Below are 23491 nucleotides of genomic sequence, written 5' to 3'. Positions count from 1 at the left end.
GGATGAATGATGAAGCACCGTTACCTACCTATGACTGATCAAGATCAAAAGGAAATGCTTGCTACCATTGGTGTAAATTCGATTGATGAATTATTCAATGATATACCAGAAAAGGTTCGCTTTAAGGGAGATTATCAGCTAAAACCACAATTATCAGAATCCGCATTACTTAAAGAAATGACTCGATTAGCCGCTAAAAATGCTGATTTAAAGAGCCATACTTCATTCCTCGGGGCAGGTGTGTATGATCACTACATACCGACGATTGTCGATCACGTGATTTCACGTTCTGAATTTTATACTGCCTATACACCTTATCAGCCTGAAATATCACAAGGTGAGCTACAAGCCATCTTTGAATTTCAAACGATGGTATGTGAATTAACAGGAATGGATGTTGCGAATTCCTCTATGTACGACGGGGGAACAGCTTTGGCAGAGTCAGCGATGCTGGCTGCTGGTCAAACCCGGCGTAAAAAAGTCCTCGTATCAAATGCGCTTCATCCAGAAGCAAAGGAGGTCTTACGGACTTATGCACATGGGCAACATATTGAAGTAGTAGAAATTCCATATGTTGATGGTGTAATAGATTTAACTAAACTAAACGAACTTTTAAATGATGAAATTGCAGCAGTGATTGTCCAATACCCAAATTTCTTTGGAAGGATTGAACCACTAAAGGAAATTGAGCCAATCGTTCATGCTAAAAAAGCGATGTTTGTGGTTTCTTGCAACCCGCTTGCTTTAGGGGCATTAACACCTCCGGGAAAATTCGGTGCAGATATAGTTGTTGGGGATGTTCAGCCATTTGGTATTCCAACCGGATTTGGTGGTCCGCATTGTGGATATTTTGCCGTCACAAGTAAGCTCATGCGCAAGGTTCCGGGCCGGTTGGTCGGGCAAACAGTTGACGAAAAAGGTCGGCGGGGATTTGTGTTGACCTTACAAGCGCGCGAGCAGCATATTCGACGCGACAAAGCGACCTCTAATATTTGCTCTAATCAGGCATTGAATGCCTTGGCTGCTTCAGTTGCCATGACTGCACTAGGGAAGCAAGGGGTTAAGGAGATGGCGCTTATTAATATGCAAAAAGCCCATTATGCCAAACAGACATTCCAAAGCGCGGGCTTTGAAATTGTGTTTGATGGGCCAAGTTTTAATGAGTTTGTTATTAAGTTGAACAGACCAGTAAAAGAAGTTAATCAATATTTGTTAAAAAAAGGGATTATTGGTGGCTATAATCTCGGTCGTGATTTTACAGAACTTGCAGAACACATGCTAATTGCCGTCACAGAAATACGAACAAAAGCAGAAATTGATGAGTTTGTTAAGGAAATGGGGGATTACCATGCTTAATCACGATCAAGCGCTGATTTTTGAAAGTAGTACACCAGGAAGAATCGGATATAGTTTACCGGAACTGGATATCCCCGAAGTAAATGTGGAGGAGTTAGTCCCACAGGAATATTTACGTAAAGAAGCTGCGGCACTTCCTGAAGTTTCTGAGCTTGATATCATGCGGCATTTTACAGCCCTTTCAAAGCGTAACCATGGTTTGGATTCAGGCTTTTATCCATTAGGTTCTTGTACAATGAAGTATAATCCGAAAGTAAATGAAGCAGTTGCTCGTTTTAATGGCTTTGCCCACCTGCATCCGTTCCAGGATGAAAGCTCTGTGCAAGGAGCACTTGAGCTTATGTATGACTTGCAGCAGCATTTAAAGGAAATTACCGGAATGGAGGAAGTCACTTTGCAACCTGCTGCCGGTGCCCATGGTGAATGGACTGGGTTGATGTTAATTCGCGCTTTTCATGAAGCAAATGGAGACTTGTCTCGGACAAAGGTCATTGTCCCAGATTCTGCACATGGTACGAACCCTGCTTCAGCCACGGTCGCTGGTTTTGAAACAATCACTGTTAAATCTGGTGAAAATGGACTGGTTGATTTAGAGGATTTGAAGCGGGTAGTCGGTAATGATACTGCAGCGCTGATGTTAACTAATCCGAATACGCTCGGTCTTTTTGAGGAAAATATCGTTGAGATGGCCGAAATTGTCCATGGTGCTGGTGGAAAATTATATTATGATGGTGCAAATTTAAATGCGGTCCTTGCGAAAGCGCGGCCGGGAGATATGGGCTTTGATGTGGTTCATTTGAACCTCCATAAAACATTTACTGGCCCCCATGGTGGTGGTGGTCCGGGATCTGGTCCTGTTGGTGTAAAAAAAGAACTGATACCGTTTTTACCAAAGCCGGTTATTGTGAAAAAAGACGAAGAGTTTGTATTGGATTACGAGAGACCGCAGTCAATTGGACGTGTTAAGCCTTTCTATGGCAACTTTGGCATTAATGTACGTGCCTATACTTATATACGTTCGATGGGAGCAGAAGGCTTGAAGGCTGTGACAGAATATGCAGTGCTGAATGCTAATTATATGATGCGCAGGCTAAAGGAGCATTATGATTTACCGTTTGATAGGCATTGTAAGCACGAATTTGTCTTAAGTGGAAGAAGGCAGAAAAAGTTGGGTGTGCGAACCTTGGATATTGCTAAGCGTCTATTAGATTTTGGCTATCATCCACCTACGATTTACTTTCCATTAAATGTTGAGGAAGGTATGATGATAGAACCAACGGAAACAGAGTCTAAAGAAACACTGGATGCCTTTATTGAGGTGATGATTCAAATTGCCAAGGAGGTCGAGGAACAGCCAGAAATGGTTCAGGAGGCTCCTCACCATACTGTTGTGGGTCGTTTGGATGAAGCGTTGGCTGCACGCAAACCTGTGCTACGATATCAAGAATCTTAAATAAACATAATGAAAAGCCAGTTGCAGATTTAGTTTGCGACTGGCTTTTATCATTTTATATTCATTATGATCACCTAGTATAAAAAGCAGTTTACATTATTATTAGAGAATGCTTTTTAACTGTTCGATTTGTTAATTTGATTGACTATCAAATGTGTCCTTTAGATGCTTTTCTTCAATTTTCCTCTCGATACGATCCATTTCATATGAACTGTTTTTAATTTCGAGTCGATTTTGAATAATGAGTTGTTGAAAATTTTTGCGAATTTTTCTTTTCATCGTTCATCACCTCCTATACGGCAAGTATAACAAAAGAATTAACTTTTCAAATAACATAAATATTACGAAAAATCGAACATTATCGAATATTGTAGAATATACTGATAATTTATAATGAAACTGAAAAAATTGCAAACAAAAAGGCTGATCCTGTCGAATCGGCCTTTTTATAAATCTGGTTCTAGGTCATTTCCAGCCTGGAACCTTCGCTTAATTTTATTTTGCTTTTATTTTTCCAGACCATTTTTTGAATCCACCTTGGAGGTGTGAAAGGTCTTTGTAACCTTTTTTATATAATAATTGCGCAGCACGTCCACTGCGTGTGCCGCTTTGGCAATACAGATAAACCGGTTTATCTGGGCGGATTTCCTTTAAGCGCATCTTTAATTGCGATAGCGGAATGTTTCTCGCACCAAGTATGTGACCTGCTTCAAACTCGTTTGGTTCGCGCACATCGATTAATTGTGATTTTCTGTAACCGGCACGAAAATCTTCTTCTGTTAGTGTTTTAACAATTTTTCGCTGATAGAGCCAGGTGAATACCGAGTAAATAAGAAAGGCTCCAATCATTATCAATAGGAAGTAAAGTGTATCCAATGTTTCTGCTCCTTTCAAGCTTTCATAAGCCAACTATAATTATATATTTGTCAGTGTCAAAGAGTAAAGAATATCGCCGAAAAACTTTTTGGGGAAAATTGTCCAATCACGTAAAGTTTTGTGTAAAGTAAGAAAGTTTTGTTACACTAATTCATAAGTGATTAATAATATAAAGGTGATGTTTAAGGTGGAAAAACCATTGTGGAATTTTATTGATTCGGGAGACTGCACTCCCGCCTTTAATATGGCTTTAGATGAATTACTGTTAATATGGCATAGTGAAGGGAAAATTCCGCCAACGATCCGATTTTATGGTTGGAATCCTCCCAGTCTTTCTATTGGCTATTTTCAAAAGGTTGATCGAGAAATTAATATGGATGCTGTGGTTAATTATGGTCTTGGCTTTGTCCGTCGCCCAACAGGTGGTCGTGGTGTTCTCCATGAAGATGAGCTGACTTACAGTGTGATTGTGAAGGAGAACTATCCAGGCATGCCTACGACGGTAACAGAAGCGTATCGTTTTATATCTGAAGGGATCTTACACGGCTTTCAGTTACTAGGATTACAAGCTGAATTTGCCGTTCCTCACAGTGAAACAGATAAAGAAGCGTTAAAAAATCCGCGCTCGGCGGTTTGTTTTGACGCACCAAGCTGGTATGAATTAGTGGTTGAAGGTAGAAAGGTAGCTGGAAGTGCCCAAACCCGGCAAAAGGGAGTGATTCTTCAACATGGTTCGATTTTATTAGACCTCGATGAAGACAAATTATTTAGCCTTTTCAAATATCCAAATGAGCGCATAAAGGAACGAATGCAGCTTGCTTTTAAAAATAAAGCTGTGGCGATAAATGACATCAGTCGACATCCGATTACGTTAACAGAAGCCAAGGAGGCGTTTAGGCAAGGTTTTTCTGAAGGTTTAAATATCGCATTCGAACAATATGAATTAACACGAGAGCAGTTAATAGAGGTGCAAGAATTGGCACAATCGCGCTATGAAAGCAATGACTGGAATTATAAAAGATAAAAGCGGATGCGAATGCCCGCTTTTTTTATGTGTAGGTTAATTTTCTGATAATAAATTCTGCAACCGTGGAATTTTGTTGAAATTTTGTGTTTTTCGCTGATAATCTATACTTTACTCTTTTATTCTCACGGAAATAGATGATTATAGGTTTGACAAAATAATGGTTTTTTGAATTTAACACAATATGTAGTAGTGTCGAAAATAAAAATAACACTATATATTGAATTCGTTTCTTGGTTGTGATAACTTTATCTTGAATTAAAAAACAACTAGATTTGCAGATTTTTTAATGAGAATTTTTATAGCAGACTAAGTAGAACAATTTATTTGAAGGAGATGTGATCATGTCTGTTGTGCTACCACAAAAAATGAATATGAACATTGAGAGACTGAACGAGGATATCCGATTATTTCCGCAGGTTCATCCGATTACCTCGGAAATGAACATTACCCACAAAGGGGTTTCAAGGCTAGTTATGCTGGATCGGTACACGTTTAAAGATACAGAAAAAATTACCCTCACAGCTGGAGACTTCGTCGTTCTCACCATAAAAGAAGATCCAAAATTCCCGGCACGCGGACTTGGTTTCATTCTAGATATTGATTGGGAAAACAAAACAGCCCAAGTTTTAGTAGATGAAGAATTCCGGGGAGTGTTAGATGATCCGGAAGAAGTAGCAACTGGTGTAATCAAACGTCCACTTGATGTGATAGAAAAGCCGCTAGAAATTTACTATGAGCAAATTGCGAAGCGGAATGCCACTGGACTTGCTTCTGTTGAGACTACGGAAGAGAAGCGTAAAGAATGGTTCGATAAATTCTATCAAGAACTTGTCAACTTAAACTTCATTCCAGCTGGACGCGTTCTTTACGGAGCAGGTGCAGAAACTGAAGTAACGTTCTTTAACTGTTATGTTATGCCATTTGTACCGGATTCACGTGAAGGAATCTCGGAACACCGCAAACAGGTCATGGAAATCATGAGCCGCGGTGGTGGCGTAGGAACGAACGGTTCAACTTTACGTCCACGCAACACACTGGCAAAGGGCGTAAACGGTAAATCATCTGGTTCAGTATCCTGGTTGGATGACATTGCGAAATTGACGCATCTTGTTGAGCAAGGCGGGTCCCGCAGGGGTGCTCAGATGATTATGCAAGCGGACTGGCATCCTGATATTATTGAATTCATTATTTCAAAAATGCAAAACCCTAGAATTTTGCGTTTCTTGATTGAAAATACACAAGAAGAACTAATTAAAAAAATCGCTAAAGATAAGCTTAAATTCACTCCACTTACTGAGCAAGAAAAGGCAATGTATCAAGGGATTATTAATTACAAAAACATTCCAGGATATGGTGGTTTTGATTTACAAATTATTGCTGATGCTGAGGAAAAGCTTGGTGAAGGTGGAACGTACAGCGTTCACAACTCAGAGTTCTTAACAGGTGCAAATATATCTGTTTGCTTGACCAAAGAATTCATGGAAGCAGTAGAAAATGATACTGATTATGAACTTCGTTTCCCTGATGTTGAAAGCTATGATACTGAAGGAATGAAGAATTATAACGAAGAATGGCATAAAGTTGGCGACGTTCGTGAGTGGGAGAAACTTGGTTATAAGGTTCGTACTTACAAGAAAATCAAAGCAAAAGAGCTTTGGAATCTAATCAACATTTGCGCAACTTACTCTGCAGAACCAGGGATTTTCTTTATTGATAATGCAAACGACATGACTAATGCTCGAGCATATGGTCAACAGGTAGTAGCAACAAATCCGTGTGGCGAACAACCACTTGCACCTTATTCAGTCTGTAACCTTGCAGCAGTTAACCTTGCTGAAATGGCTGATAAGGAAACAAAAACGGTTAATTTTGAAAAATTAAAACGTACGGTTGAAGTTGGAGTACGTATGCAAGATAACGTTATTGAAGCAACTCCATACTTCCTTGATGAAAATAAAACACAAGCATTAAGTGAGCGCCGTGTTGGCTTAGGCGTTATGGGCTTACATGACTTGCTAATCTACTGTGAAACTGAATATGGTTCAGTTGAAGGCAACAAGCTAGTCGATGAGGTGTTTGAAACTATTGCTACAACTGCATACCGCACTTCTGTTGAACTAGCAAAAGAAAAAGGAAGCTTCCCATATTTAGTTGGAAATACAGAAGATGAAACAAATCGTCTTCGTGAAGCATTCATCAACACTGGTTTTATGAAAAAAATGCCTGAAGATGTTCGACAATCGATCTTGGAAAATGGAATTCGTAATTCACATTTACTAACTGTTGCTCCTACAGGTAGCACTGGAACAATGGTCGGAGTTTCTACAGGCCTTGAGCCTTATTTCTCATTCTCTTATTACCGCAGTGGTCGATTAGGTAAATTTATTGAGGTTAAGGCAGATATCGTACAAGAATATTTAGATAAACATCCAGAAGCGGATCCTGATAATTTACCGAACTGGTTCGTTACAGCTATGGAGCTTGCGCCTGAAGCACATGCTGATGTTCAATGTATTATTCAGCGCTGGATTGACAGCTCTATCAGTAAAACAGTTAATGCACCAAAAGGTTATAGCGTTGAGCAAGTAGAAAAGGTGTATGAGCGACTATACAAAGGTGGCGCTAAAGGTGGTACCGTTTATGTAGACGGTTCACGTGATAGCCAAGTATTAACGTTAAAAGCTGAAGAGAACAGTTTTGAAGAAACAAAAGAAATGCTAAAAACAAAAGCTAAGCACAACCATGTTGTCCTTGTTGATACGGTAATTGAACTCCGCAAAACAAACGTGACAATCGGTTCTGAAGTAGGTAATACTTGTCCGGTATGCCGCAAAGGAACAGTTGAGGAAATGGGCGGCTGCAACACATGTACAAACTGCGGTGCTCAATTGAAATGCGGACTATAATAATTAGAATTAGAGGGGGATTTTCCTCCTCTTTTTTTGATTTGACTTTGAAGATGCTAAAATACAGAACTCATTGGCAGAGGAACAAACTTTGGAGGACATAGAATCCTCTATTTCCCACGAAAAGCACAAATTGAAGAATGTTGCGGACATACAGTTCTCTATTTACAAAAATACTTCCTTTAAAAAGGGATTTGACAGCAAATAAAGGAACCAATGTCCGCAAAATAAGAAAAACCCCGCTTTTTCCGAAAATAAGAGCGCTGGAGTCCGCAAATAGACAAACCAAGACCAATCAAAATAATCCACGTATCTGGAAACATTTTTCTCTCCCCTCTTTTCGCAACTTTGCCCATACTACAAACATCAATACCGACGAAAAGAGGACAAATACCATGGAACCATTCATCCCGCAACTCGTATTTATTGAGCCCCAGGCACTCGAATACCCATTAGGCCGAGAACTCCACCAAAAGTTCACCGACATGGGAATTGAAGTCAGAGAAACCACCTCCCACAACCAAGTCAGAGGTATTCCCGGTGATAATGAACTGCAGCAATACCGAAATGCCAAATCAACTCTTGTTGTCGGCATCAGAAGAACACTTAAATTCGATACCTCAAAGCCATCTGCTGAATATGCGATTCCACTTGCAACTGGCTGCATGGGTCATTGCCACTATTGCTATTTACAAACAACCCTAGGCAGCAAGCCATACCTTCGTACGTATGTTAATTTGGACGAAATCTTTGCCCAGGCCCAGAAGTATATCGATGAACGTAAACCGGAAATAACCCGATTCGAGGCTGCCTGTACGTCAGATATAGTTGGGCTTGATCATCTCACCCATTCGCTCAAAAAAACAATCGAATTTATTGGACAAACTGAGCTAGGTAGATTGCGTTTTGTGACGAAGTTTCATCATGTTGATCATTTGTTGGATGCAAAGCATAATGGTAAAACACGCTTCCGCTTTAGCGTCAATTCTAGGTATGTCATAAAAAACTTCGAACCGGCAACCTCCACATTTGATGAAAGGCTGGAGGGAGCCAGGAAGGTCGCCAATGCAGGTTATCCGCTTGGGTTTATCGTTGCTCCAATTTACATGCACGAAGGGTGGCAGGAAGGCTATTATGAGCTGTTTGAACGGCTGAGCCACGCTCTTGAAGGTGTTAACATAAAGGATTTGAGCTTTGAATTGATACAACACCGCTTTACTAAACCAGCGAAAAAGGTAATCGAAAAAAGATATCCAAAAACGAAGCTGGAAATGGATGAGGAAAAGCGAAAATATAAATGGGGTCGCTATGGAATTGGCAAGTATGTATATCCTACAGATGAAGCCCAGGATCTTGAACAAAGCATACGAGGGTATATTAATACGTTTTTCCCGACAGCTACAATTGAATATTTTACTTAAATAACATGTACACCGTACTATTTTTACTAAAAGCCGCTTAAAGATGTAACAAGGAACATCGATAGGGGGACTTTTATGTTAATAGACGGTGTTTTTTCTGGAGGAGGAATTAAAGGATTTGCCTTAGTCGGTGCGTTAGAGGAGGTTGAGAAGCACGGCCTCGTTTTTAAACGTGTCGCCGGAACGAGTGCCGGTTCGATTATCGCTGCATTAGTAGCTGCTGGTTACAAAAGCCACCAAATCTTTGAATTACTTGAAGAGCTAGACTTGAAAATGTTTATGGACCCCCGTAAGAGTATCATTCCATTTGGACTTCTTAAATGGCTCTTATTTTACTGGCGCATGGGGCTGTATAAGGGAAATCAATTAGAGCAGTGGCTTACCGAAAAATTAGCGCAAAAAGGTTTAAATACGTTTGCGGATTTGCCAACGCAAACATTAAGAGTAATTGCCTCTGATTTAACCAACGGTCAGATGTTGGTTTTACCAGATGATTTACCTAAATATGGTATTATTCCAGAAACGTTCCCAATCGCCAAAGCCATTCGGATGAGTTGTAGCATTCCGTACTTTTTTGAACCGGTAAAATTAAAATCGAATGATGGCGTGAGTGTAATTGTTGATGGTGGAGTATTAAGTAATTTTCCAATGTGGTTGTTCGACCAAGACCATGTAATGAAAAGCAGACCAGTACTCGGAATGAAACTTACGAGCCGATCCAACGAACTTAAAAAAAATAATGTTAATAATGCGATAAATCTTCTTGAGGCTCTATTTGAAACGATGATGAAGGCTCACGATTCACGATATATATCCAGAAAACTCGTCAAAGATATCATTTTTATTCCGACCGAGGGCATTTCAGGTATCGATTTTGAACTCACTAATAGTGAAAAGGAAAAATTAATGAAACTAGGTAGAGATAGTGCATCGGACTTTCTTAAGACATGGTCATATTAAAAAGAGCAAAAAAAAAATCGAGGTCAAAAAGAGGCTCGATTTTTCTTTTTTCCTTTTTTTCCATCGATTACAGTTAAATGTGCATTGGAATGTTTCTTTGGACGAATACTTTTTTTGATGGTGGTAATGGCTGATGAAGTACGGCGCGGACTCACACCTGCATCCTTGTGATTCAAACGCTTTTTTGATTTTTTTGCTGCCTTGATAAACGCCCGCTGCTCTCGCTTCTCAGGGTTAGAATGGTAAAACCTTTTGACAATAAAATAAACTACAACACCCACGACTAGGATGACAGCTATACCTTTAATAAACCCAATTGGATTGGAAATATAACTACTTGCAACCCCGATTGCTGCCAAAATCATGAGCCCTAACACAATAATAAATGAAGTTTGATTTTTCAAGAAAGCCACCTCCCTAAGAGCATAATAAGCATAATTTACCAATTTTAAACTATGATGACATATACTTTATTTTATTTCTTCGGAAACATTTGCATTTTTAGTTGCTTTCTCTCTCTCTAAATAGCCCCCACTCTGTCTGCATTCGGATAGTTTCAGAAAATTGAAACGAATTATAGGACAGTAATGCATCCAAAGAAAAGTAATGATGATGGATTCAAACTGCACGTTTTTTCAACAAAGGTATTAGTTATTCTATGCAAAGAGCTACGAAAAGGAACCCAACAATTTGGAAATTCGCTAAAATTGCTGATGAAATAGGAAAAACATTTCCTACTCTATTTTATTCTACTAAAAAACCGATAAAACCTCTAGGTTGGAGGAAAATTCTTTTTTTTAATTAATGAAAATATTCTTGTTGTTAATTTGCTCTGTATTGCAATTGATTATATCCATGTGGACATAATAGCTAATGGAGGTGTTGAAAATGGCGGAAGATCAAGCAAAATTGGAGCAATCACAACGTGAAAAGCCATTATCTTTTTTTGCAATGGTTATGACCATTGGTTTTGTTGGGGGGCTGGTTTGGAGTACAATCGCCTATTTTGCCTACATATTTAATTTTACCGAAATTCGACCAAATGTAATCATCGAGCCGTGGACGATTGGTGCTTGGAAGGAGCAGTGGCTCGGGACCGTCATTTCGATTATTTTGATGGGGCTTATCTCTATCGGTGCTGCAATCCTTTATTATTCAACGTTACGTAAATTTAATAATTTGTATGTGGGTATGCTTTACGGTGTATTATTATTTCTTTTAGTTTTTCTAGTGCTTAACCCGATTTTTCCTGGTATTCGCCCATTTACTGAGTTACCAAGAATGACCATCATTACTTCTGTCTGTATATATATCTTATATGGAGTTTTTGTTGGATATTCCATTTCATATGAGGAAAATGAAATTCGAAAGATTGAAAGTAAAAAAAGTCAGGTCGCAAGTTAAGTTGACCTGGTGGTTTGTTAGAATTTTTTTGTGATAGAATAAATATGCATAATCTGATCAACATGAAAGGGAGAGGAATGGAATATGGAGAAACTTAACAAATTACGTTCGAAATTTGATGATCTTGGTATTGATGCTTTACTTATTACAAGTACTTATAATCGGCGCTATATGACTAATTTTACCGGAACAGCAGGTGTGGCGTTGATAACAGCAAATCAAGCGTTGTTTATCACAGATTTCCGTTATATTGAACAAGCAACCAAACAATGTGAAGGTTTCAAAATTATAAAACACGGACCTTCCATCATTGCGGAAATTGCCAGTCAAATAGAGCAATTAGGAGTTCATAAGCTTGGATTTGAGCAAGACTTCATTTCTTTTTCTACATATAGTGAATATAAGGCTGCGTTGAAGGCGGAATTAGTCCCAATTTCAGGCATAATTGAAAAGTTGCGCTTGATTAAGACCGAATCAGAGATTAAGATATTAAAGGAAGCTGCAGACATAGCTGATGCGGCATTTAAACACATATTAGATTTCATTCGCCCTGGGCTTACTGAGCTAGAGGTGTCAAATGAATTGGAGTTCTTTATGAGAGCAGCAGGTGCAACATCATCATCCTTTGATACGATTGTCGCAAGTGGACAACGTTCTGCATTGCCTCACGGTGTTGCAAGCGATAAAATCATTGAAAAAGGCGATATGATTACACTGGATTATGGTGCGTATTACAAAGGATATGTTTCTGATATTACACGAACCATTGCACTTGGCGACCCAGACCCTAAGCTAAAAGATATCTATATGATTGTATATGAAGCACAAATGCGTGGGGTTGAGGGAATTAAGCCAGGAATGACTGGAAAAGAAGCGGATGCGCTAACAAGGGATTACATAACTGAAAAAGGTTACGGTGAATATTTTGGTCATTCGACTGGACATGGCATCGGACTTGAAGTTCACGAAGGGCCTGCTCTTTCCTTAAGATCGGACCTGAAGCTTTTACCAGGGATGATTGTAACTGTAGAACCAGGGATTTACATCCCGGGTCTTGGTGGAGTTCGGATTGAAGATGACATCATGATTACAAAAGATCATAATGAATTGCTGACGCACTCGACAAAAGAACTAATGATTCTTTAATTGAATTTAGGAGGATTTTTCGCATGATTTCTGTTAACGATTTTCGTACAGGCTTAACAATTGAGGTTGATGGAAGTATTTGGCGTGTAATGGATTTCCAACACGTAAAACCTGGTAAAGGAGCTGCATTTGTTCGTTCAAAGCTTCGTAACTTACGTAATGGTGCCATTCAAGAGAAGACATTTCGTGCTGGTGAAAAAGTAGCAAAGGCTCAAATCGACAACCGAAGAATGCAATACCTTTATGCAAGTGGAGACCAACATATCTTCATGGATAACGAATCTTATGAGCAAATTGAACTAGCAGCATCTACAATTGAATACGAATTGAAATTCTTAAAAGAGAATATGGAAGTATCAATCATGATGTATCATGGTGAAACACTTGGTGTCGAGCTACCTAATACAGTAGAACTTGAAGTAACTGAAACTGAGCCTGGTATTAAAGGTGATACTGCTTCAGGTGGTACAAAACCAGCAACTGTTGAAACTGGATTAGTCGTACAAGTTCCTTTCTTCGTAAACCAAGGAGACCGCCTAATCATCAATACAACTGATAGCAGCTACGTATCACGTGCATAATCATATTTATTAAAAAAATCCTTCAATGGTCTAAACGACATTGGAGGATTTTTTTGTACAAAAAAAGTATTCTAGTATATGATGTTCTGAAAATAGATAAATTATTTTAGAAAAATTTTGTGAATGAGGTATATTTCTTCACTAAATAGTAATAATTAAAATGATTTTAGTAAGTTTTATGTTGTTAAAATATTTTTATGTGATGTTATGAACACCTAGATTACACCTATATTATCAACGTTGAAGGAGGACAACAGTGAAACGACTTGCTTTTATATTGGTAATTGTGTCGATGATCGTCTTGGCAGGCTGTGGCAAAGATGAGAAGCTTACCCTCGATTCAAAGCACAAGGAATTACCTGACTACGTAAAAAATACATCAGAACTAATTCAAGAAACGTACATCATGGCTGCAACCTACCCAGAGGTACTAGCATCTGTGCCTTGCTATTGTGGTTGTGGTAGTACTGACGGACACGTTAGTAACCTTGATTGTTTTGTTGGCGGAATGGATAAAAATAATGCAGTCGTCGAATGGGATCAAATGGGGGTCGCCTGAGACGTTTGTGTAGACATCGCCCGTGAGGCGGTAGAGATGAATAAAGACGGTAAGAGCCTAAAAGAAATTAATAGCTATATTACTAAAAAATATGAAGATTTTGGGGAACCCACACCTACTCCTACACCTAAGTAAGGGGAATAGTATGAAGAAAATCTTAATCGGTATCTATATCTTAGTTACAATTGGAATCGTCGTCGTTATTAGTAATAGCAGTTTATTAACAAAAAAGGATGACAAAGCGATTGCCGCTGGAGAAAAAATCTATCAGCAGCAATGCTTCGCCTGTCATGGAGATGATGGAAAAGGATCAGGTGCAAAGGAAGGAACGGCAATCAATAATCAGCACTTCCTAAATACTTATTCTGATAAGGATCTCTATAATCAGGTGAAATATGGAAGAGACGGAACGGTCATGCCTGCCTATGGTGCGAACTTAAGTGAAGAAGATTTGAAAAATGTCGTTGCTTATATGCGCAATTGGCAAAAGAAATCAATTGAACTTGAAGCACCTGAAAAAATTAGTGGGAATCCGGAAAATGGGAAAAAACTATATGACGTTTTCTGCGCAACCTGTCACGGGATGGATGGTGCAGGTAAGAAGAAAATGGGAACCGTCCTAACTAGTCCGCAAAAAATACAGTATACAACTGATCATCAATTGTGGATTAGTACGGCGTATGGACGTGAAGAAACAAGAATGGCACCGTCACTTGAAGGTGCAGATGGGATTAGACAACTTAGCAAGCAGGAAATAAGCGATATTATCACTTATATCCGTACGTTACCAAGTAAATAATGATAAAAACAGCTGACGTTGATTGGATGTCAGCTGTTTTTGTGTTCGGATCAATTGTATGAACAGAGGAACAAAATCATATTTGTCATGAGCGAAACTGTTGAATTAATTATTTTTTCTAAAATTATTTGTAATAAAATATTCGAAAATCAACCACCTTTACAGTGATTTATTATATTAATATTCCATTTGTAATCCTTGAAACAAATTCAATCATTGATAATATTTTATGAGGAATTAAGTTATCAATATAGTAAATGTGAATGTTTTTTGATTTTTTTTTGACAAAAAGCATAAGATTTTTGCTTTTAACAAAATGTTCACCTGAACAACACCGCAAAGCATCCAGAAAAGATTATAGTTTTTCTAAGGGGATTATAGTAAAAACAGTTTTGTTTTCACGAGGAGGAGTAAAATGCTTAAGAGATTAGCATCATTTGTTATTACTGCATTATTAATAGCAGCGTTCATTCCAAGCGTAAGTGCTGCCGGAGATTTCCCAACAGAGAAATTCCCATATAAAGAGATGCAAATTCAGGTAATGCCAGAGTTTGACTATCCAGAAAACTGGCCAAAAGATCAGCCTTCATTATTGTTGGGTTATTATGGAACCTTTACCAATAATACAGGTGAAGATTTTACCGGGGAAGTCGAGTTTAAAGCACCAGTAAACGATAAAAATTTTGAAATTTATCTTGTAGCCGAGTTTCCTAACGAAAAGGATCCAGAAGTACAACGACCATTTGAAATTAATAAAGATAAAGGTGTTGTTACCTGGAAACCGGCAGAGCCAATTAAAAAGGGTAAAACCTACAGCTTTGTAGTTGAATTTTACACTAGCGACATTCAAGTCACTGATACAAAAAAGTTTACATTTAATTATGTAAATCCAGCTGACACAGAAAGCTTAGATATCATTGTTTACGCACCACTTAAGTCTAAAGACTTTAAAATAGAACCTACTGCAACAAGTACAACAGATAGTGAGTACGCAGAGAAACTTCATGTCTATCAATATACTAATAAAAAGCAAGGGGAAGCAGTCAACATTACTGCATCCTATGTTAAAGAAGATAATACTTCAACACTGAAAACAGTGAGTGAACAAAATCCACCAAATGATGAAAATCATAGTGGTGTAAATGGACAAAGTGCTACTGATCAAGTCCTCAATAATAACAAATCAGATAAACCTATCATCGGAACAAGTGGAGCAATCATCATTGGTATTTCCGTTATCATTGCTGGTGTATTTGTGTTCTTAGGTTTAAAAGGGAATCGTAATAATTCAAAACCGTCTGGACCGGCAAGCAAGAAGGCTGTCAAAAAGCCAACTAGAGGTAAGTCAGTTCAAAAAATCGATAAAAAAGATTTAACTGATCATAAAAAGAAGCTACGAGCAAAGTTAATCAATGGCGAAATTGATGAAGAAACATACGAAAAAGAAATAGAAAAATTGGGATAAAGGGGAAACGAAAAATGAAGAAAAATACAATTGTCATGCTTGGTGGGTTTATCATTGCTGGTGCGATTATTTTCCTTCTTATGGCCGCAACTCCTGGGTCAAGTGGAGTAGAGCTTAAAATGGATGAACTTTTAAAAAATCAAGAAAAGTACCGTGATGGTTATTTTGTAACAGTTGAGGGATTACTAATAGAAGATTCTATCAAATGGGACGCTGACAAAATTGAACTTAAATTTGATGTAAAAGATAACGATGGCAATGTGATGCATGTTATTCACAATGGTGTAAAACCAGATAACTTCTCCGAAGGAGTAATCACGATTTTACAAGGTGCACCAACTGAAAAAGACACATTTGTGGCAGAAACTGTGAAAACACGTTGTCCATCAAAATATGAAGGTCAAGATATGAAAAACTATGACCCTGATACACACAAAGAAAAACTAGATCAGCCTTCCAGCGAAGAAGAATAGGCCAAGAAAAGAAGGTGACGTAATGTATTTATTTGCTAACGCAACGATTTATGTAGGGTTTGCACTAGCGATCTACGCTTTATTAATTATGACTTATGGTATTGCTACAAAGAATCAAAAATTCATTAACAGTGGAAAGGGCGGAGTTATCGCCCTTCTTGTAACTTCATCATTTGCAATGCTTTCGCTATTTTATTTATTAGGAACATCTGCGTTTGAGTATAAATATGTTGCTGATTATACAAGTAGTGACTTACCACTTATTTATAAATTAACAGCGTTATGGGCAGGTAACGGCGGTTCACTTTTACTATGGACATTTTTCCTAACGCTGTATACTGTGATGGTTACATTTTCACGCAAAATGAAAGGGAATCCGATGGTTCCTTACATTGGTTCAATTTTATTAGCAAACGGAGTTTTCTTCTTCTTCATCTTAGGATTTGTGGCAAATCCGTTTGAAATTACGGCACAGGTACCAGTTGAAGGTCGAGGCCTTAACCCTATGCTACAAAACCCGGGAATGATTATCCATCCGGTTACTCTTTACCTTGGATATGTAGGATTAGCAGTGCCATTTGCCTTTGCAATGGCTGCTCTTATTTTGAAAAATACTGATGATTACTGGATTAAAATGACAAGAAGATGGACCATTATCGCTTGGTTATTCTTAAGCTTAGGTAATATCTTCGGTGGTCAATGGGCTTATGTTGAGCTTGGTTGGGGTGGATACTGGGCATGGGATCCTGTAGAAAATGCATCATTCATGCCTTGGTTAACAGCGACTGCTTTCCTTCACTCCGTCATGATTCAAGAACGTAAAAATATGTTAAAAGTATGGAATATCAGCTTAATCGTAATATCGTATGCGCTAACTTTATTTGGAACATTCTTAGTACGAAGCGGTGTCTTAACATCAGTACACGCATTTGCGGATTCGAATCTTGGACTTTATTTCTTAATCTTTATGGGTGTAGCGGTAATTTTTGCAATGTATGTGTTAATGAGCCGTTATAACTTAATTAAACGCAGTGCAGGTCAATTTACTTCTTATGTTTCAAAAGAAAGCAGCTTCTTAATTAATAACTTGCTATTAATTGGTTCAGCATTTGCTGTATTCTGGGGAACTATTTTCCCATTAGTTTCAGAAGCAGTTCGTGGAACAAAGGTTACAGTGGGGATTCCATTCTTTAACCAAGTACAAGCTCCTATCCTTCTATCAATGATGTTTGTGATGGCGGTTTGTCCGCTACTTGCTTGGCAAAAATCAACGCTTAAAAATCTGAAGAAAAACTTCTTAATTCCAGCGGCAATTAGTATTGTAGCCATGGTTTTAATGGTTGTTCTCGGAATGCAAAAAGCATGGGCTGTCATTGGTTATGGGGTCATTGTGTTATTGTTTATTACCCACTTCTTAGAGTTCTATCGTGGGGTAAAAGCTCGACGTAAAATGACTGGTGAGAACCCAATGGTTGCTCTATATCGTCTGATGACGAAAAACCGCAGACGTTATGGTGGTTATTTAGTACACTTTGGAATCGCCTTCATTACAATGGGTATCATTGGTTCACAAAACTATGATTTAGAAACAATGAAAACCGTAAAAATTGGTGAAGCAATCGAGATTAAAGACTACAAGCTTGTGTATGAAAAGCTTGATCAACGAACTGAAGGTATTAACGATATTGTATATGCAGACTTGACTGTATTTAAAAATGGTGAAAAATTAGGTAATTTCGAGCCTGAAAAAGTCTTCTACGGCAACTGGGAACAACCTTCTACAGAGCCAGCTATTCACGACATGCCGATGGAGGATTTATATATCGTACTAAGCGCATGGGAACAAGATGGTCGTGCAACTTTCATTGTAAAAGTTAATCCAATGATGAACTGGATGTGGGCTGGATCATTCCTGATTGTTATTGGATCACTCTTTGCGGTTTGGAATGGCAAGTATGGCAATATTACACCAAGATATACCGGAGTAACGAAAGAGGTGTCTTAACATGAATAAAAAAATTTCGATTGGGCTCCTTCTTATCTTGTTTATTTTTCAAGGCGCATTCGCAGTACTTGGTGCTGAAAATAAAACAATAGATTTGAAATCACCAGAATTTAAAGCAGTCGCTTCACAATTTTTGTGTACATGTGGCTGTGGACAAGATCATTTTGCGTGTGACATGGCTGGCTGTAAGAACACCGAAACGTTCAAGGCAGAGCTAGTAGACATGATGGAAAAAGGTATGAACAAGGATGAAATCCGTGAATATTACGTGAAAGCACTTGGTGAAGAAATCCTGACTGCACCGGAAAAAAAGGGCTTCAGTTTAGCTGCGTGGATTCTGCCGTTTGCAGCAATTGGTGGTGCTGGAACAGGCGTATTCTTCGTCGTTCGTAAATGGGTGAAGAAAAATGCCAATGGCCAAGATATGTTGGATGACCAGCTTGAGAATGATGAAGTCGAAGAAGAGATTTTATCTAGCATTATTGAAGAGGAAAGAAAAAAGTATTTGTAGGATGTGATCATATGGAGATTTCGATCATCTCGATGGTATTAACAGCCGTTCTTGTGCTAAGTAGCTTGTTTCTTGTATTGGCTCCATTCTTTAAATGGGATAACTATTTATCATTCGCTGGTGAAAAGCAAGAAACGATTACCGATAAAGAAGCTTTACTCACAACGTTAAATGAAATTGAATTCGAGTATAAAATGGGTAAATTATCTGAAGGCGATTTTAAAAACTTGAAAAAGCAGTATGAAACAGAAGTATCGAAGATTTTAAAATCAGAGGATAGAAGTGTAAAAGCAAAAGTAAATTCAAGCGTTATGGCTGATGTGGAAAAAGAAATTGAGGCAGCACTTAAAGCTAAACGCGGCAAAAAGGAGGCAGGGAAATGATTAAAAAAATCATTATTCCCCTGCTTGGGTTATTATTAATTCCTTGTTTGGCATTTGCAAATGGCACTGACAAGCTGGGTGTCGAAATGCAATACATTGTAGTATCACCGACCCAAGATGGATCAACGCAAATTATGGATATGGTTAGTTATAAAAACCTAACCAATGAGGAATATAAGGGAGACGGGAAATCTGAGGGAGTTATTTCAGTAACTCTCCCAGAGGGTGCCCAAAACCTCAAAATGCTTGAAGAATCGATTAAATATAAGGAAACAGACAATGGTTTTGTAACAACTGAACCTATTCCTGCTGACAAATCGATTACTGTACCATTTACTTATTCAGTACCTAAGGGCCAGGATATCGCCATTACCTTTAATCTCCCTGTTCCGATGTACCAGGTGTTAGTTCCAGAAGGTATGGGAAGTGTTGAGTTTAAAGATGTAGATGCCCAGAGTCAAGGCTTCCTTAGCATTGATGAGAAAAACTACTTTACTTATACTGTTCAAAATATCCAAGCAAACCAGACCATTACGCTTGCCTATAACAAAGACGTTCAACCTCCTTCGGAAGGTACAAACACAGATGGTACTCAATCTGAAACAAAAGATGCGACAGATAGCACGAAAAACGGCTCGGTAGGAAATGTAACTAAAACAGCTCCAGATTTCCATAATCCAGGGCATTTACGGATGTGGGAGCAATCAGCTTTGAAGGGTTTTGATCCTCATATTTTAATGATTGTTTTAGGTACTATTTTAATCGCCGGAATTGGCTACTTTAGTTATTTTAAATTTAAGAATCGTGCGTCATCTAAAGCAATAGATGACAAAGATGAGCAAGCTTTCAAATTATTGATGGCAAAGCAGAAAACGATTTTAGATAAAATTTTGGAATTAGAAGAAACACTAGAAAAAGGGCAAATATCAGAAAGTGATTATCAAGCCAAGTTGGAGGCCTATAAACAACACCTAGTACAGGTTAAGTTAAGCCTAAATCAATTTGTTGAGTAACAACTGGTAGGGGGAGGGCCTCTAAGTGATTCAAATAAAAAAATTGATCAAGCAAGCTGATACAAAGTTAATTTTACGAGGCATTGACCTGTCGATTGAAAAAGGTGAAACGGTTGCCATATTAGGTCCTAACGGAGCAGGTAAAAGCACACTATTAAAGGTAATTGCAACACTAATTAAACCGACAAGCGGTGAAGTGAGAATTAATGGATTTGATTTAAAAAAGAACGGAACAGATATTAAAAAGCTAATGGGGTACCTCCCCCATTCTAGCTTGTTATATGAACACTATTCTCCACTTGAAAACCTTGTTTTCTTCGGGAATTTATACGGGGTGCAGGATGTTGAACAAAAAGCAATTAAGCTTGTGAAAGATGTTGGACTTTCCTTCTTTTTAAAGGAACCGGTGAAAAACTTTTCACGGGGGATGATTCAACGGACAGCGATTGCTAGAGCTATCATCCATGATCCTGAATTACTTCTCTTAGACGAGCCACATACAGGGTTAGACCAAGGGGCTATTTCAATTCTAAATGATGTGATTATTTCAATGAAGAAAAAAGGTGCAACGACCTTAATGGTTACTCATGATTTTAAACAAGCAGCAGATATTTGTGATCGAATCATCATTGTAAAGAGTGGGAAAATAGTGGATGACTTTAAAATTACTGAAAACCAAATTGACTATGTTTCCAAAAAATATCTTGAACATACGGAGGGTGAGTTATGAGCTTATTAAAAAACGCCCTCTATATCGCCCAAAAAGATTTATATTCAGAGTTAAAAACAAAACAAGTTTTGGCAACTATGATTATATTCGCTGGGCTAACGATTTTAGTATTCAGCTTTGCGTTTGATCCATCGAATAACACAACTAGAGCCGTAATACCCGGTGTTATCTGGGTGATAATTGTTTTCTCAGGAATACTAGGTTTAAATCGGTCATTCCTCTCAGAGCAAAAGAATGACACCATGCAAGGGTTACTCATTTCGCCTATGGAACCTGCTAGTATTTATTTAGGGAAATTTATGGCTAATTTCTCAATGATGTTGATCGTAGAACTAGTAGCGATTCCGTTTTTGTTTCTATTATTTGATTTTAAATACATTGGTAGTTTACCTTATTTTTTCTTTGTCTTATTTATTGGAAGTTTTGGATTTATCAGCATCGGAACTTTCTTAGCTTCACTTGCAGCAAATTCTAAAAGCAGTGAAATGCTGTTACCACTTCTATTGTTTCCTGTGACTGCCCCTATATTAATTGGAGCTGTTCAGGCGACTAGAATTATTTTAACAAATCTTGAGAAGTTGCCAGATGCAATTGCCTGGATTCAATTAATTGCAGCCTATGATGTTATCTTCTTTGTACTTTGTTTCTTATTAATTGAATATGTCTTGGAGGTATAAATATGAGCATGAAATTATCTAAGGAGCAGGCGGCAGTTAAGCCCGTTCCACCAACTGTTGAACCGCCATCCAAACTTCAAACAATTTTGGGATGGGCATCAATTGTCATGTTAATCGCGGGGTTATCTCTGGTATTTTTCTATGCACCAACTGAAAAAGTGATGGGACTAGTTCAAAAGATTTTCTTCGTGCATGTTCCAATCGCTTGGATTGGTTTCGGAGCATTTTTCGTAACCTTTATCTTTAGTATCCTTTATTTAGTAAAAAGAAAAAGAATTTATGATACTTACGCATATGTCTCTGCAGAAATTGGCGTTGTTTTTATCACGCTTGTATTAATAACAGGGATGATTTGGGCGAAATCTTCGTGGAATACTTGGTGGGCATGGGAGCCGCGCTTAACAACTTCCTTAATACTTTGGTTCATTTATGTTGCTTACGTGATGATTCGCCAAATGGATGGAGTTTGGGAAAAGAAGGCACGTTTAGCGGCTGTATTTGGAATTATCGGTTTTGTAGATGTACCGATTGTATTTATGGCAATACGTTGGTGGAATACTAAATTTCATCCAGTTGTTTTTGGAGAAGGTAAAGACCAATCAGGTGGTGGAATTGAACCTGAAATGCTAGTTGCTCTCCTTACAATGATCGCTTTTACTACTGTTCTGTATTCTTTCCTTCTTGTAAGAGGAGTTTCGTTTGAAAAGCTTAAAATCAAGGTTGAACAATATAAAGAACAGGTAAGAGAATCGATTAAATAAGGAGGAAACAAAATGGAATACATGATTGCTGGATATGTCATTGCGAGCATCGCTATTCTTGGTTATGTCTTGTTACACAGCGTGAGACGAAAAAAGCTTCAAAAAGAAATCGAGTTCTTAAAGCAACTAGATTAGAAAGAACCGGGGGAAGTTTTGAATGAAAAAACCAAGTGTTAAAATCATCGTCTTAGCAGCAGTTATTGGCCTTTTTATATATTTTGGGATATCCCTTGCAACAAAAGGTGAATACACAGGTGTTGGCGAAAAAGCTTATGCATTTGAACTAGAAGATATTAACGGTAAAACGACGAAGCTTAGTGATTTTCCAAATCAGGTAGTTATTGTAAACTATTTTGCTACTTGGTGTGGGCCTTGCGTTGATGAAGCACCTGAACTTGAAGCATTTGAAAAGGAATATGGAGATCAATTCAAATTATTGATTGTCGATCTTGGCGAAACTCAAGATCGTGTAAAAAAGTTTGTTAAAGAAAATAAAACAACTTCCACCTATTTATTTGACTTCAATAGAAAAGTTTCAAAGGAATACAATGTGGTTGGACAACCAGAAACTTTTGTTATTGACAAACAGGGCATTATCCGCGAGCACTATATTGGACCAATCACAAAAGATGATTTATATGATCTGGCTGCTAAATATCAATAATCTTTCTATTAGGCTGAGTTAAAGTTTAGTTTTTCGCAGGTTGATTGGAGTGGAAGGCGCGAAGACTCCTGCGGGAGCAGCGGGACAGGTGAGACCCCGCATGAGCTTTAGCGACGAGGAGGCTCACCGCCCGCCCCTAAGGTGCGCGAAGTGCCTGAAGCGCAAATCAACATTCATGTTTAACACAGCCTTATATTAAACACAGTGCATTGTGCACTGTGTCTTTTGTGCGCTTGGCAGCGTATCGGACTAACGGGTGAAAGTCCCGAACACACCGTTTGTGGCGGAAGTGTATAGCTGACAGGTAGTGCGTGTCCGTGA

General features: G+C 38.3%; 25 protein-coding genes. 22 read left to right on the top strand and 3 right to left on the bottom strand.

Annotation, left to right across the window (positions count from 1 at the left end; all coding sequences use genetic code 11):
* Window positions 1–9 precede the first annotated feature (9 nt).
* On the top strand, window positions 10–1356 hold the full coding sequence (gene gcvPA / locus HHO41_RS16100; RefSeq protein ID WP_169100498.1) for an aminomethyl-transferring glycine dehydrogenase subunit GcvPA: 1347 nt from the start codon (window positions 10–12) through the stop codon (window positions 1354–1356).
* A complete protein-coding gene (gene gcvPB / locus HHO41_RS16095; protein ID WP_169100496.1) occupies window positions 1349–2809 on the top strand; it encodes an aminomethyl-transferring glycine dehydrogenase subunit GcvPB in 1461 nt (486 codons plus the stop codon). The genes gcvPA and gcvPB overlap by 8 nt, the downstream gene beginning before the upstream one ends.
* Before the next feature lie 132 nt (window positions 2810–2941).
* Here the strand turns inward: gcvPB and HHO41_RS16090 are convergent, their stop codons facing one another.
* Both HHO41_RS16090 and HHO41_RS16085 read right to left on the bottom strand, forming a co-directional pair.
* A complete protein-coding gene (locus HHO41_RS16090) occupies window positions 2942–3088 on the bottom strand; it encodes an FbpB family small basic protein (RefSeq protein WP_169100494.1) in 147 nt (48 codons plus the stop codon).
* Window positions 3089–3304: 216 nt separating this feature from the next.
* Entirely contained in the window at window positions 3305–3685 is a 381-nt protein-coding gene (locus HHO41_RS16085; protein ID WP_169100492.1) for a rhodanese-like domain-containing protein, read from the bottom strand.
* Window positions 3686–3872: 187 nt separating this feature from the next.
* Here HHO41_RS16085 and HHO41_RS16080 point away from each other — a divergent pair, with 187 nt between their 5' ends.
* From HHO41_RS16080 to HHO41_RS16065, 4 genes are all read left to right on the top strand, one after another.
* Window positions 3873–4709: a lipoyl protein ligase domain-containing protein gene (locus HHO41_RS16080; RefSeq protein WP_169100490.1), complete on the top strand. Its 837-nt coding sequence runs from the start codon at window positions 3873–3875 to the stop codon at window positions 4707–4709.
* Between the two features lie 344 nt (window positions 4710–5053).
* A complete protein-coding gene (locus HHO41_RS16075; protein ID WP_169100488.1) occupies window positions 5054–7618 on the top strand; it encodes a vitamin B12-dependent ribonucleotide reductase in 2565 nt (854 codons plus the stop codon).
* 395 nt (window positions 7619–8013) lie between these two features.
* A complete protein-coding gene (splB, locus tag HHO41_RS16070) occupies window positions 8014–9039 on the top strand; it encodes a spore photoproduct lyase (protein ID WP_169100486.1) in 1026 nt (341 codons plus the stop codon).
* A gap of 75 nt (window positions 9040–9114) precedes the next feature.
* Window positions 9115–9999 carry a patatin-like phospholipase family protein gene (locus HHO41_RS16065; protein WP_169100484.1) on the top strand — a complete coding sequence of 295 codons (885 nt, stop codon included), beginning with the start codon at window positions 9115–9117 and terminating at the stop codon, window positions 9997–9999.
* Between the two features lie 23 nt (window positions 10000–10022).
* On the opposite strand, the gene HHO41_RS16060 is transcribed toward HHO41_RS16065, so the two are convergent.
* Window positions 10023–10412 (bottom strand): SA1362 family protein, encoded by a 390-nt coding sequence (locus HHO41_RS16060; RefSeq protein ID WP_348981301.1) that lies wholly within the window; start codon window positions 10410–10412, stop codon window positions 10023–10025.
* 475 nt (window positions 10413–10887) lie between these two features.
* Between HHO41_RS16060 and HHO41_RS16055 the strand changes: the two genes are divergently transcribed.
* From HHO41_RS16055 to HHO41_RS15975, 16 genes are all read left to right on the top strand, one after another.
* Window positions 10888–11403 (top strand): YqhR family membrane protein, encoded by a 516-nt coding sequence (locus tag HHO41_RS16055; protein ID WP_169100480.1) that lies wholly within the window; start codon window positions 10888–10890, stop codon window positions 11401–11403.
* An 84-nt stretch (window positions 11404–11487) separates the two neighbouring features.
* The gene (locus tag HHO41_RS16050) at window positions 11488–12549 is read left to right on the top strand and encodes a M24 family metallopeptidase (protein ID WP_169100478.1); all 1062 of its coding nucleotides are present in this window, start codon (window positions 11488–11490) and stop codon (window positions 12547–12549) included.
* Between the two features lie 23 nt (window positions 12550–12572).
* On the top strand, window positions 12573–13130 hold the full coding sequence (efp, locus tag HHO41_RS16045) for an elongation factor P (protein WP_169100476.1): 558 nt from the start codon (window positions 12573–12575) through the stop codon (window positions 13128–13130).
* 256 nt (window positions 13131–13386) lie between these two features.
* Window positions 13387–13824 carry a PCYCGC motif-containing (lipo)protein gene (locus HHO41_RS22435; RefSeq protein ID WP_348981300.1) on the top strand — a complete coding sequence of 146 codons (438 nt, stop codon included), beginning with the start codon at window positions 13387–13389 and terminating at the stop codon, window positions 13822–13824.
* A 10-nt stretch (window positions 13825–13834) separates the two neighbouring features.
* Entirely contained in the window at window positions 13835–14488 is a 654-nt protein-coding gene (locus HHO41_RS16030) for a c-type cytochrome (RefSeq protein ID WP_169100470.1), read from the top strand.
* Between the two features lie 415 nt (window positions 14489–14903).
* The gene (locus tag HHO41_RS16025) at window positions 14904–15953 is read left to right on the top strand and encodes a hypothetical protein (protein ID WP_169100468.1); all 1050 of its coding nucleotides are present in this window, start codon (window positions 14904–14906) and stop codon (window positions 15951–15953) included.
* Between the two features lie 14 nt (window positions 15954–15967).
* Window positions 15968–16426, top strand: a complete 459-nt coding sequence (locus tag HHO41_RS16020; protein WP_169100466.1) for a cytochrome c maturation protein CcmE — start codon at window positions 15968–15970, stop codon at window positions 16424–16426.
* Between the two features lie 22 nt (window positions 16427–16448).
* On the top strand, window positions 16449–18431 hold the full coding sequence (locus HHO41_RS16015; RefSeq protein ID WP_169100464.1) for a heme lyase CcmF/NrfE family subunit: 1983 nt from the start codon (window positions 16449–16451) through the stop codon (window positions 18429–18431).
* 1 nt (window position 18432) lies between these two features.
* Complete coding sequence (locus HHO41_RS16010) at window positions 18433–18942, top strand: cytochrome c-type biogenesis protein (protein WP_169100462.1); 510 nt, start codon at window positions 18433–18435, stop codon at window positions 18940–18942.
* 11 nt (window positions 18943–18953) lie between these two features.
* Window positions 18954–19325 (top strand): hypothetical protein, encoded by a 372-nt coding sequence (locus HHO41_RS16005; protein WP_248278501.1) that lies wholly within the window; start codon window positions 18954–18956, stop codon window positions 19323–19325.
* Window positions 19322–20338 (top strand): hypothetical protein, encoded by a 1017-nt coding sequence (locus tag HHO41_RS16000; RefSeq protein ID WP_169100460.1) that lies wholly within the window; start codon window positions 19322–19324, stop codon window positions 20336–20338. Before HHO41_RS16005 ends, HHO41_RS16000 begins: the two co-directional genes overlap by 4 nt.
* A gap of 25 nt (window positions 20339–20363) precedes the next feature.
* Complete coding sequence (locus tag HHO41_RS15995) at window positions 20364–21068, top strand: ATP-binding cassette domain-containing protein (RefSeq protein WP_169100458.1); 705 nt, start codon at window positions 20364–20366, stop codon at window positions 21066–21068.
* Window positions 21065–21745 (top strand): heme exporter protein CcmB, encoded by a 681-nt coding sequence (locus HHO41_RS15990; RefSeq protein ID WP_169100456.1) that lies wholly within the window; start codon window positions 21065–21067, stop codon window positions 21743–21745. The genes HHO41_RS15995 and HHO41_RS15990 overlap by 4 nt, the downstream gene beginning before the upstream one ends.
* 2 nt (window positions 21746–21747) lie before the next feature.
* On the top strand, window positions 21748–22506 hold the full coding sequence (locus HHO41_RS15985; RefSeq protein WP_169100454.1) for a cytochrome c biogenesis protein: 759 nt from the start codon (window positions 21748–21750) through the stop codon (window positions 22504–22506).
* A 12-nt stretch (window positions 22507–22518) separates the two neighbouring features.
* Window positions 22519–22641, top strand: a complete 123-nt coding sequence (locus HHO41_RS15980) for a CcmD family protein (protein WP_169100452.1) — start codon at window positions 22519–22521, stop codon at window positions 22639–22641.
* Between the two features lie 22 nt (window positions 22642–22663).
* Window positions 22664–23170 carry a TlpA family protein disulfide reductase gene (locus HHO41_RS15975; protein ID WP_169100450.1) on the top strand — a complete coding sequence of 169 codons (507 nt, stop codon included), beginning with the start codon at window positions 22664–22666 and terminating at the stop codon, window positions 23168–23170.
* Window positions 23171–23491: the final 321 nt, after the last annotated feature.

Source organism: Bacillus sp. DNRA2, assembly GCF_012843265.1.
Classification (GTDB): domain Bacteria; phylum Bacillota; class Bacilli; order Bacillales; family Cytobacillaceae; genus Bacillus_BU.
This window is presented reverse-complemented; position numbering and strand designations above follow the sequence as displayed.

Excerpts from the sequence above, each read along its gene's own strand:
- efp (WP_169100476.1), top strand. The coding sequence starts at position 12,573 with ATGATTTCTGTTAACGATTTTCGTACAGGCTTAACAATTGAGGTTGAT.
- HHO41_RS16010 (WP_169100462.1), top strand. The coding sequence starts at position 18,433 with ATGAATAAAAAAATTTCGATTGGGCTCCTTCTTATCTTGTTTATTTTT.
- HHO41_RS16025 (WP_169100468.1), top strand. The coding sequence starts at position 14,904 with ATGCTTAAGAGATTAGCATCATTTGTTATTACTGCATTATTAATAGCA.
- HHO41_RS16075 (WP_169100488.1), top strand. The coding sequence starts at position 5,054 with ATGTCTGTTGTGCTACCACAAAAAATGAATATGAACATTGAGAGACTG.
- HHO41_RS15975 (WP_169100450.1), top strand. The coding sequence starts at position 22,664 with ATGAAAAAACCAAGTGTTAAAATCATCGTCTTAGCAGCAGTTATTGGC.
- HHO41_RS15980 (WP_169100452.1), top strand. The coding sequence starts at position 22,519 with ATGGAATACATGATTGCTGGATATGTCATTGCGAGCATCGCTATTCTT.
- splB (WP_169100486.1), top strand. The coding sequence starts at position 8,014 with ATGGAACCATTCATCCCGCAACTCGTATTTATTGAGCCCCAGGCACTC.
- HHO41_RS16030 (WP_169100470.1), top strand. The coding sequence starts at position 13,835 with ATGAAGAAAATCTTAATCGGTATCTATATCTTAGTTACAATTGGAATC.
- HHO41_RS16005 (WP_248278501.1), top strand. The coding sequence starts at position 18,954 with ATGGAGATTTCGATCATCTCGATGGTATTAACAGCCGTTCTTGTGCTA.
- HHO41_RS15990 (WP_169100456.1), top strand. The coding sequence starts at position 21,065 with ATGAGCTTATTAAAAAACGCCCTCTATATCGCCCAAAAAGATTTATAT.
- HHO41_RS16055 (WP_169100480.1), top strand. The coding sequence starts at position 10,888 with ATGGCGGAAGATCAAGCAAAATTGGAGCAATCACAACGTGAAAAGCCA.
- gcvPB (WP_169100496.1), top strand. The coding sequence starts at position 1,349 with ATGCTTAATCACGATCAAGCGCTGATTTTTGAAAGTAGTACACCAGGA.
- HHO41_RS15985 (WP_169100454.1), top strand. The coding sequence starts at position 21,748 with ATGAGCATGAAATTATCTAAGGAGCAGGCGGCAGTTAAGCCCGTTCCA.
- HHO41_RS16020 (WP_169100466.1), top strand. The coding sequence starts at position 15,968 with ATGAAGAAAAATACAATTGTCATGCTTGGTGGGTTTATCATTGCTGGT.
- HHO41_RS16090 (WP_169100494.1), bottom strand. The coding sequence starts at position 3,088 with ATGAAAAGAAAAATTCGCAAAAATTTTCAACAACTCATTATTCAAAAT.
- HHO41_RS16000 (WP_169100460.1), top strand. The coding sequence starts at position 19,322 with ATGATTAAAAAAATCATTATTCCCCTGCTTGGGTTATTATTAATTCCT.
- HHO41_RS16065 (WP_169100484.1), top strand. The coding sequence starts at position 9,115 with ATGTTAATAGACGGTGTTTTTTCTGGAGGAGGAATTAAAGGATTTGCC.
- HHO41_RS16050 (WP_169100478.1), top strand. The coding sequence starts at position 11,488 with ATGGAGAAACTTAACAAATTACGTTCGAAATTTGATGATCTTGGTATT.
- HHO41_RS16015 (WP_169100464.1), top strand. The coding sequence starts at position 16,449 with ATGTATTTATTTGCTAACGCAACGATTTATGTAGGGTTTGCACTAGCG.
- gcvPA (WP_169100498.1), top strand. The coding sequence starts at position 10 with ATGAAGCACCGTTACCTACCTATGACTGATCAAGATCAAAAGGAAATG.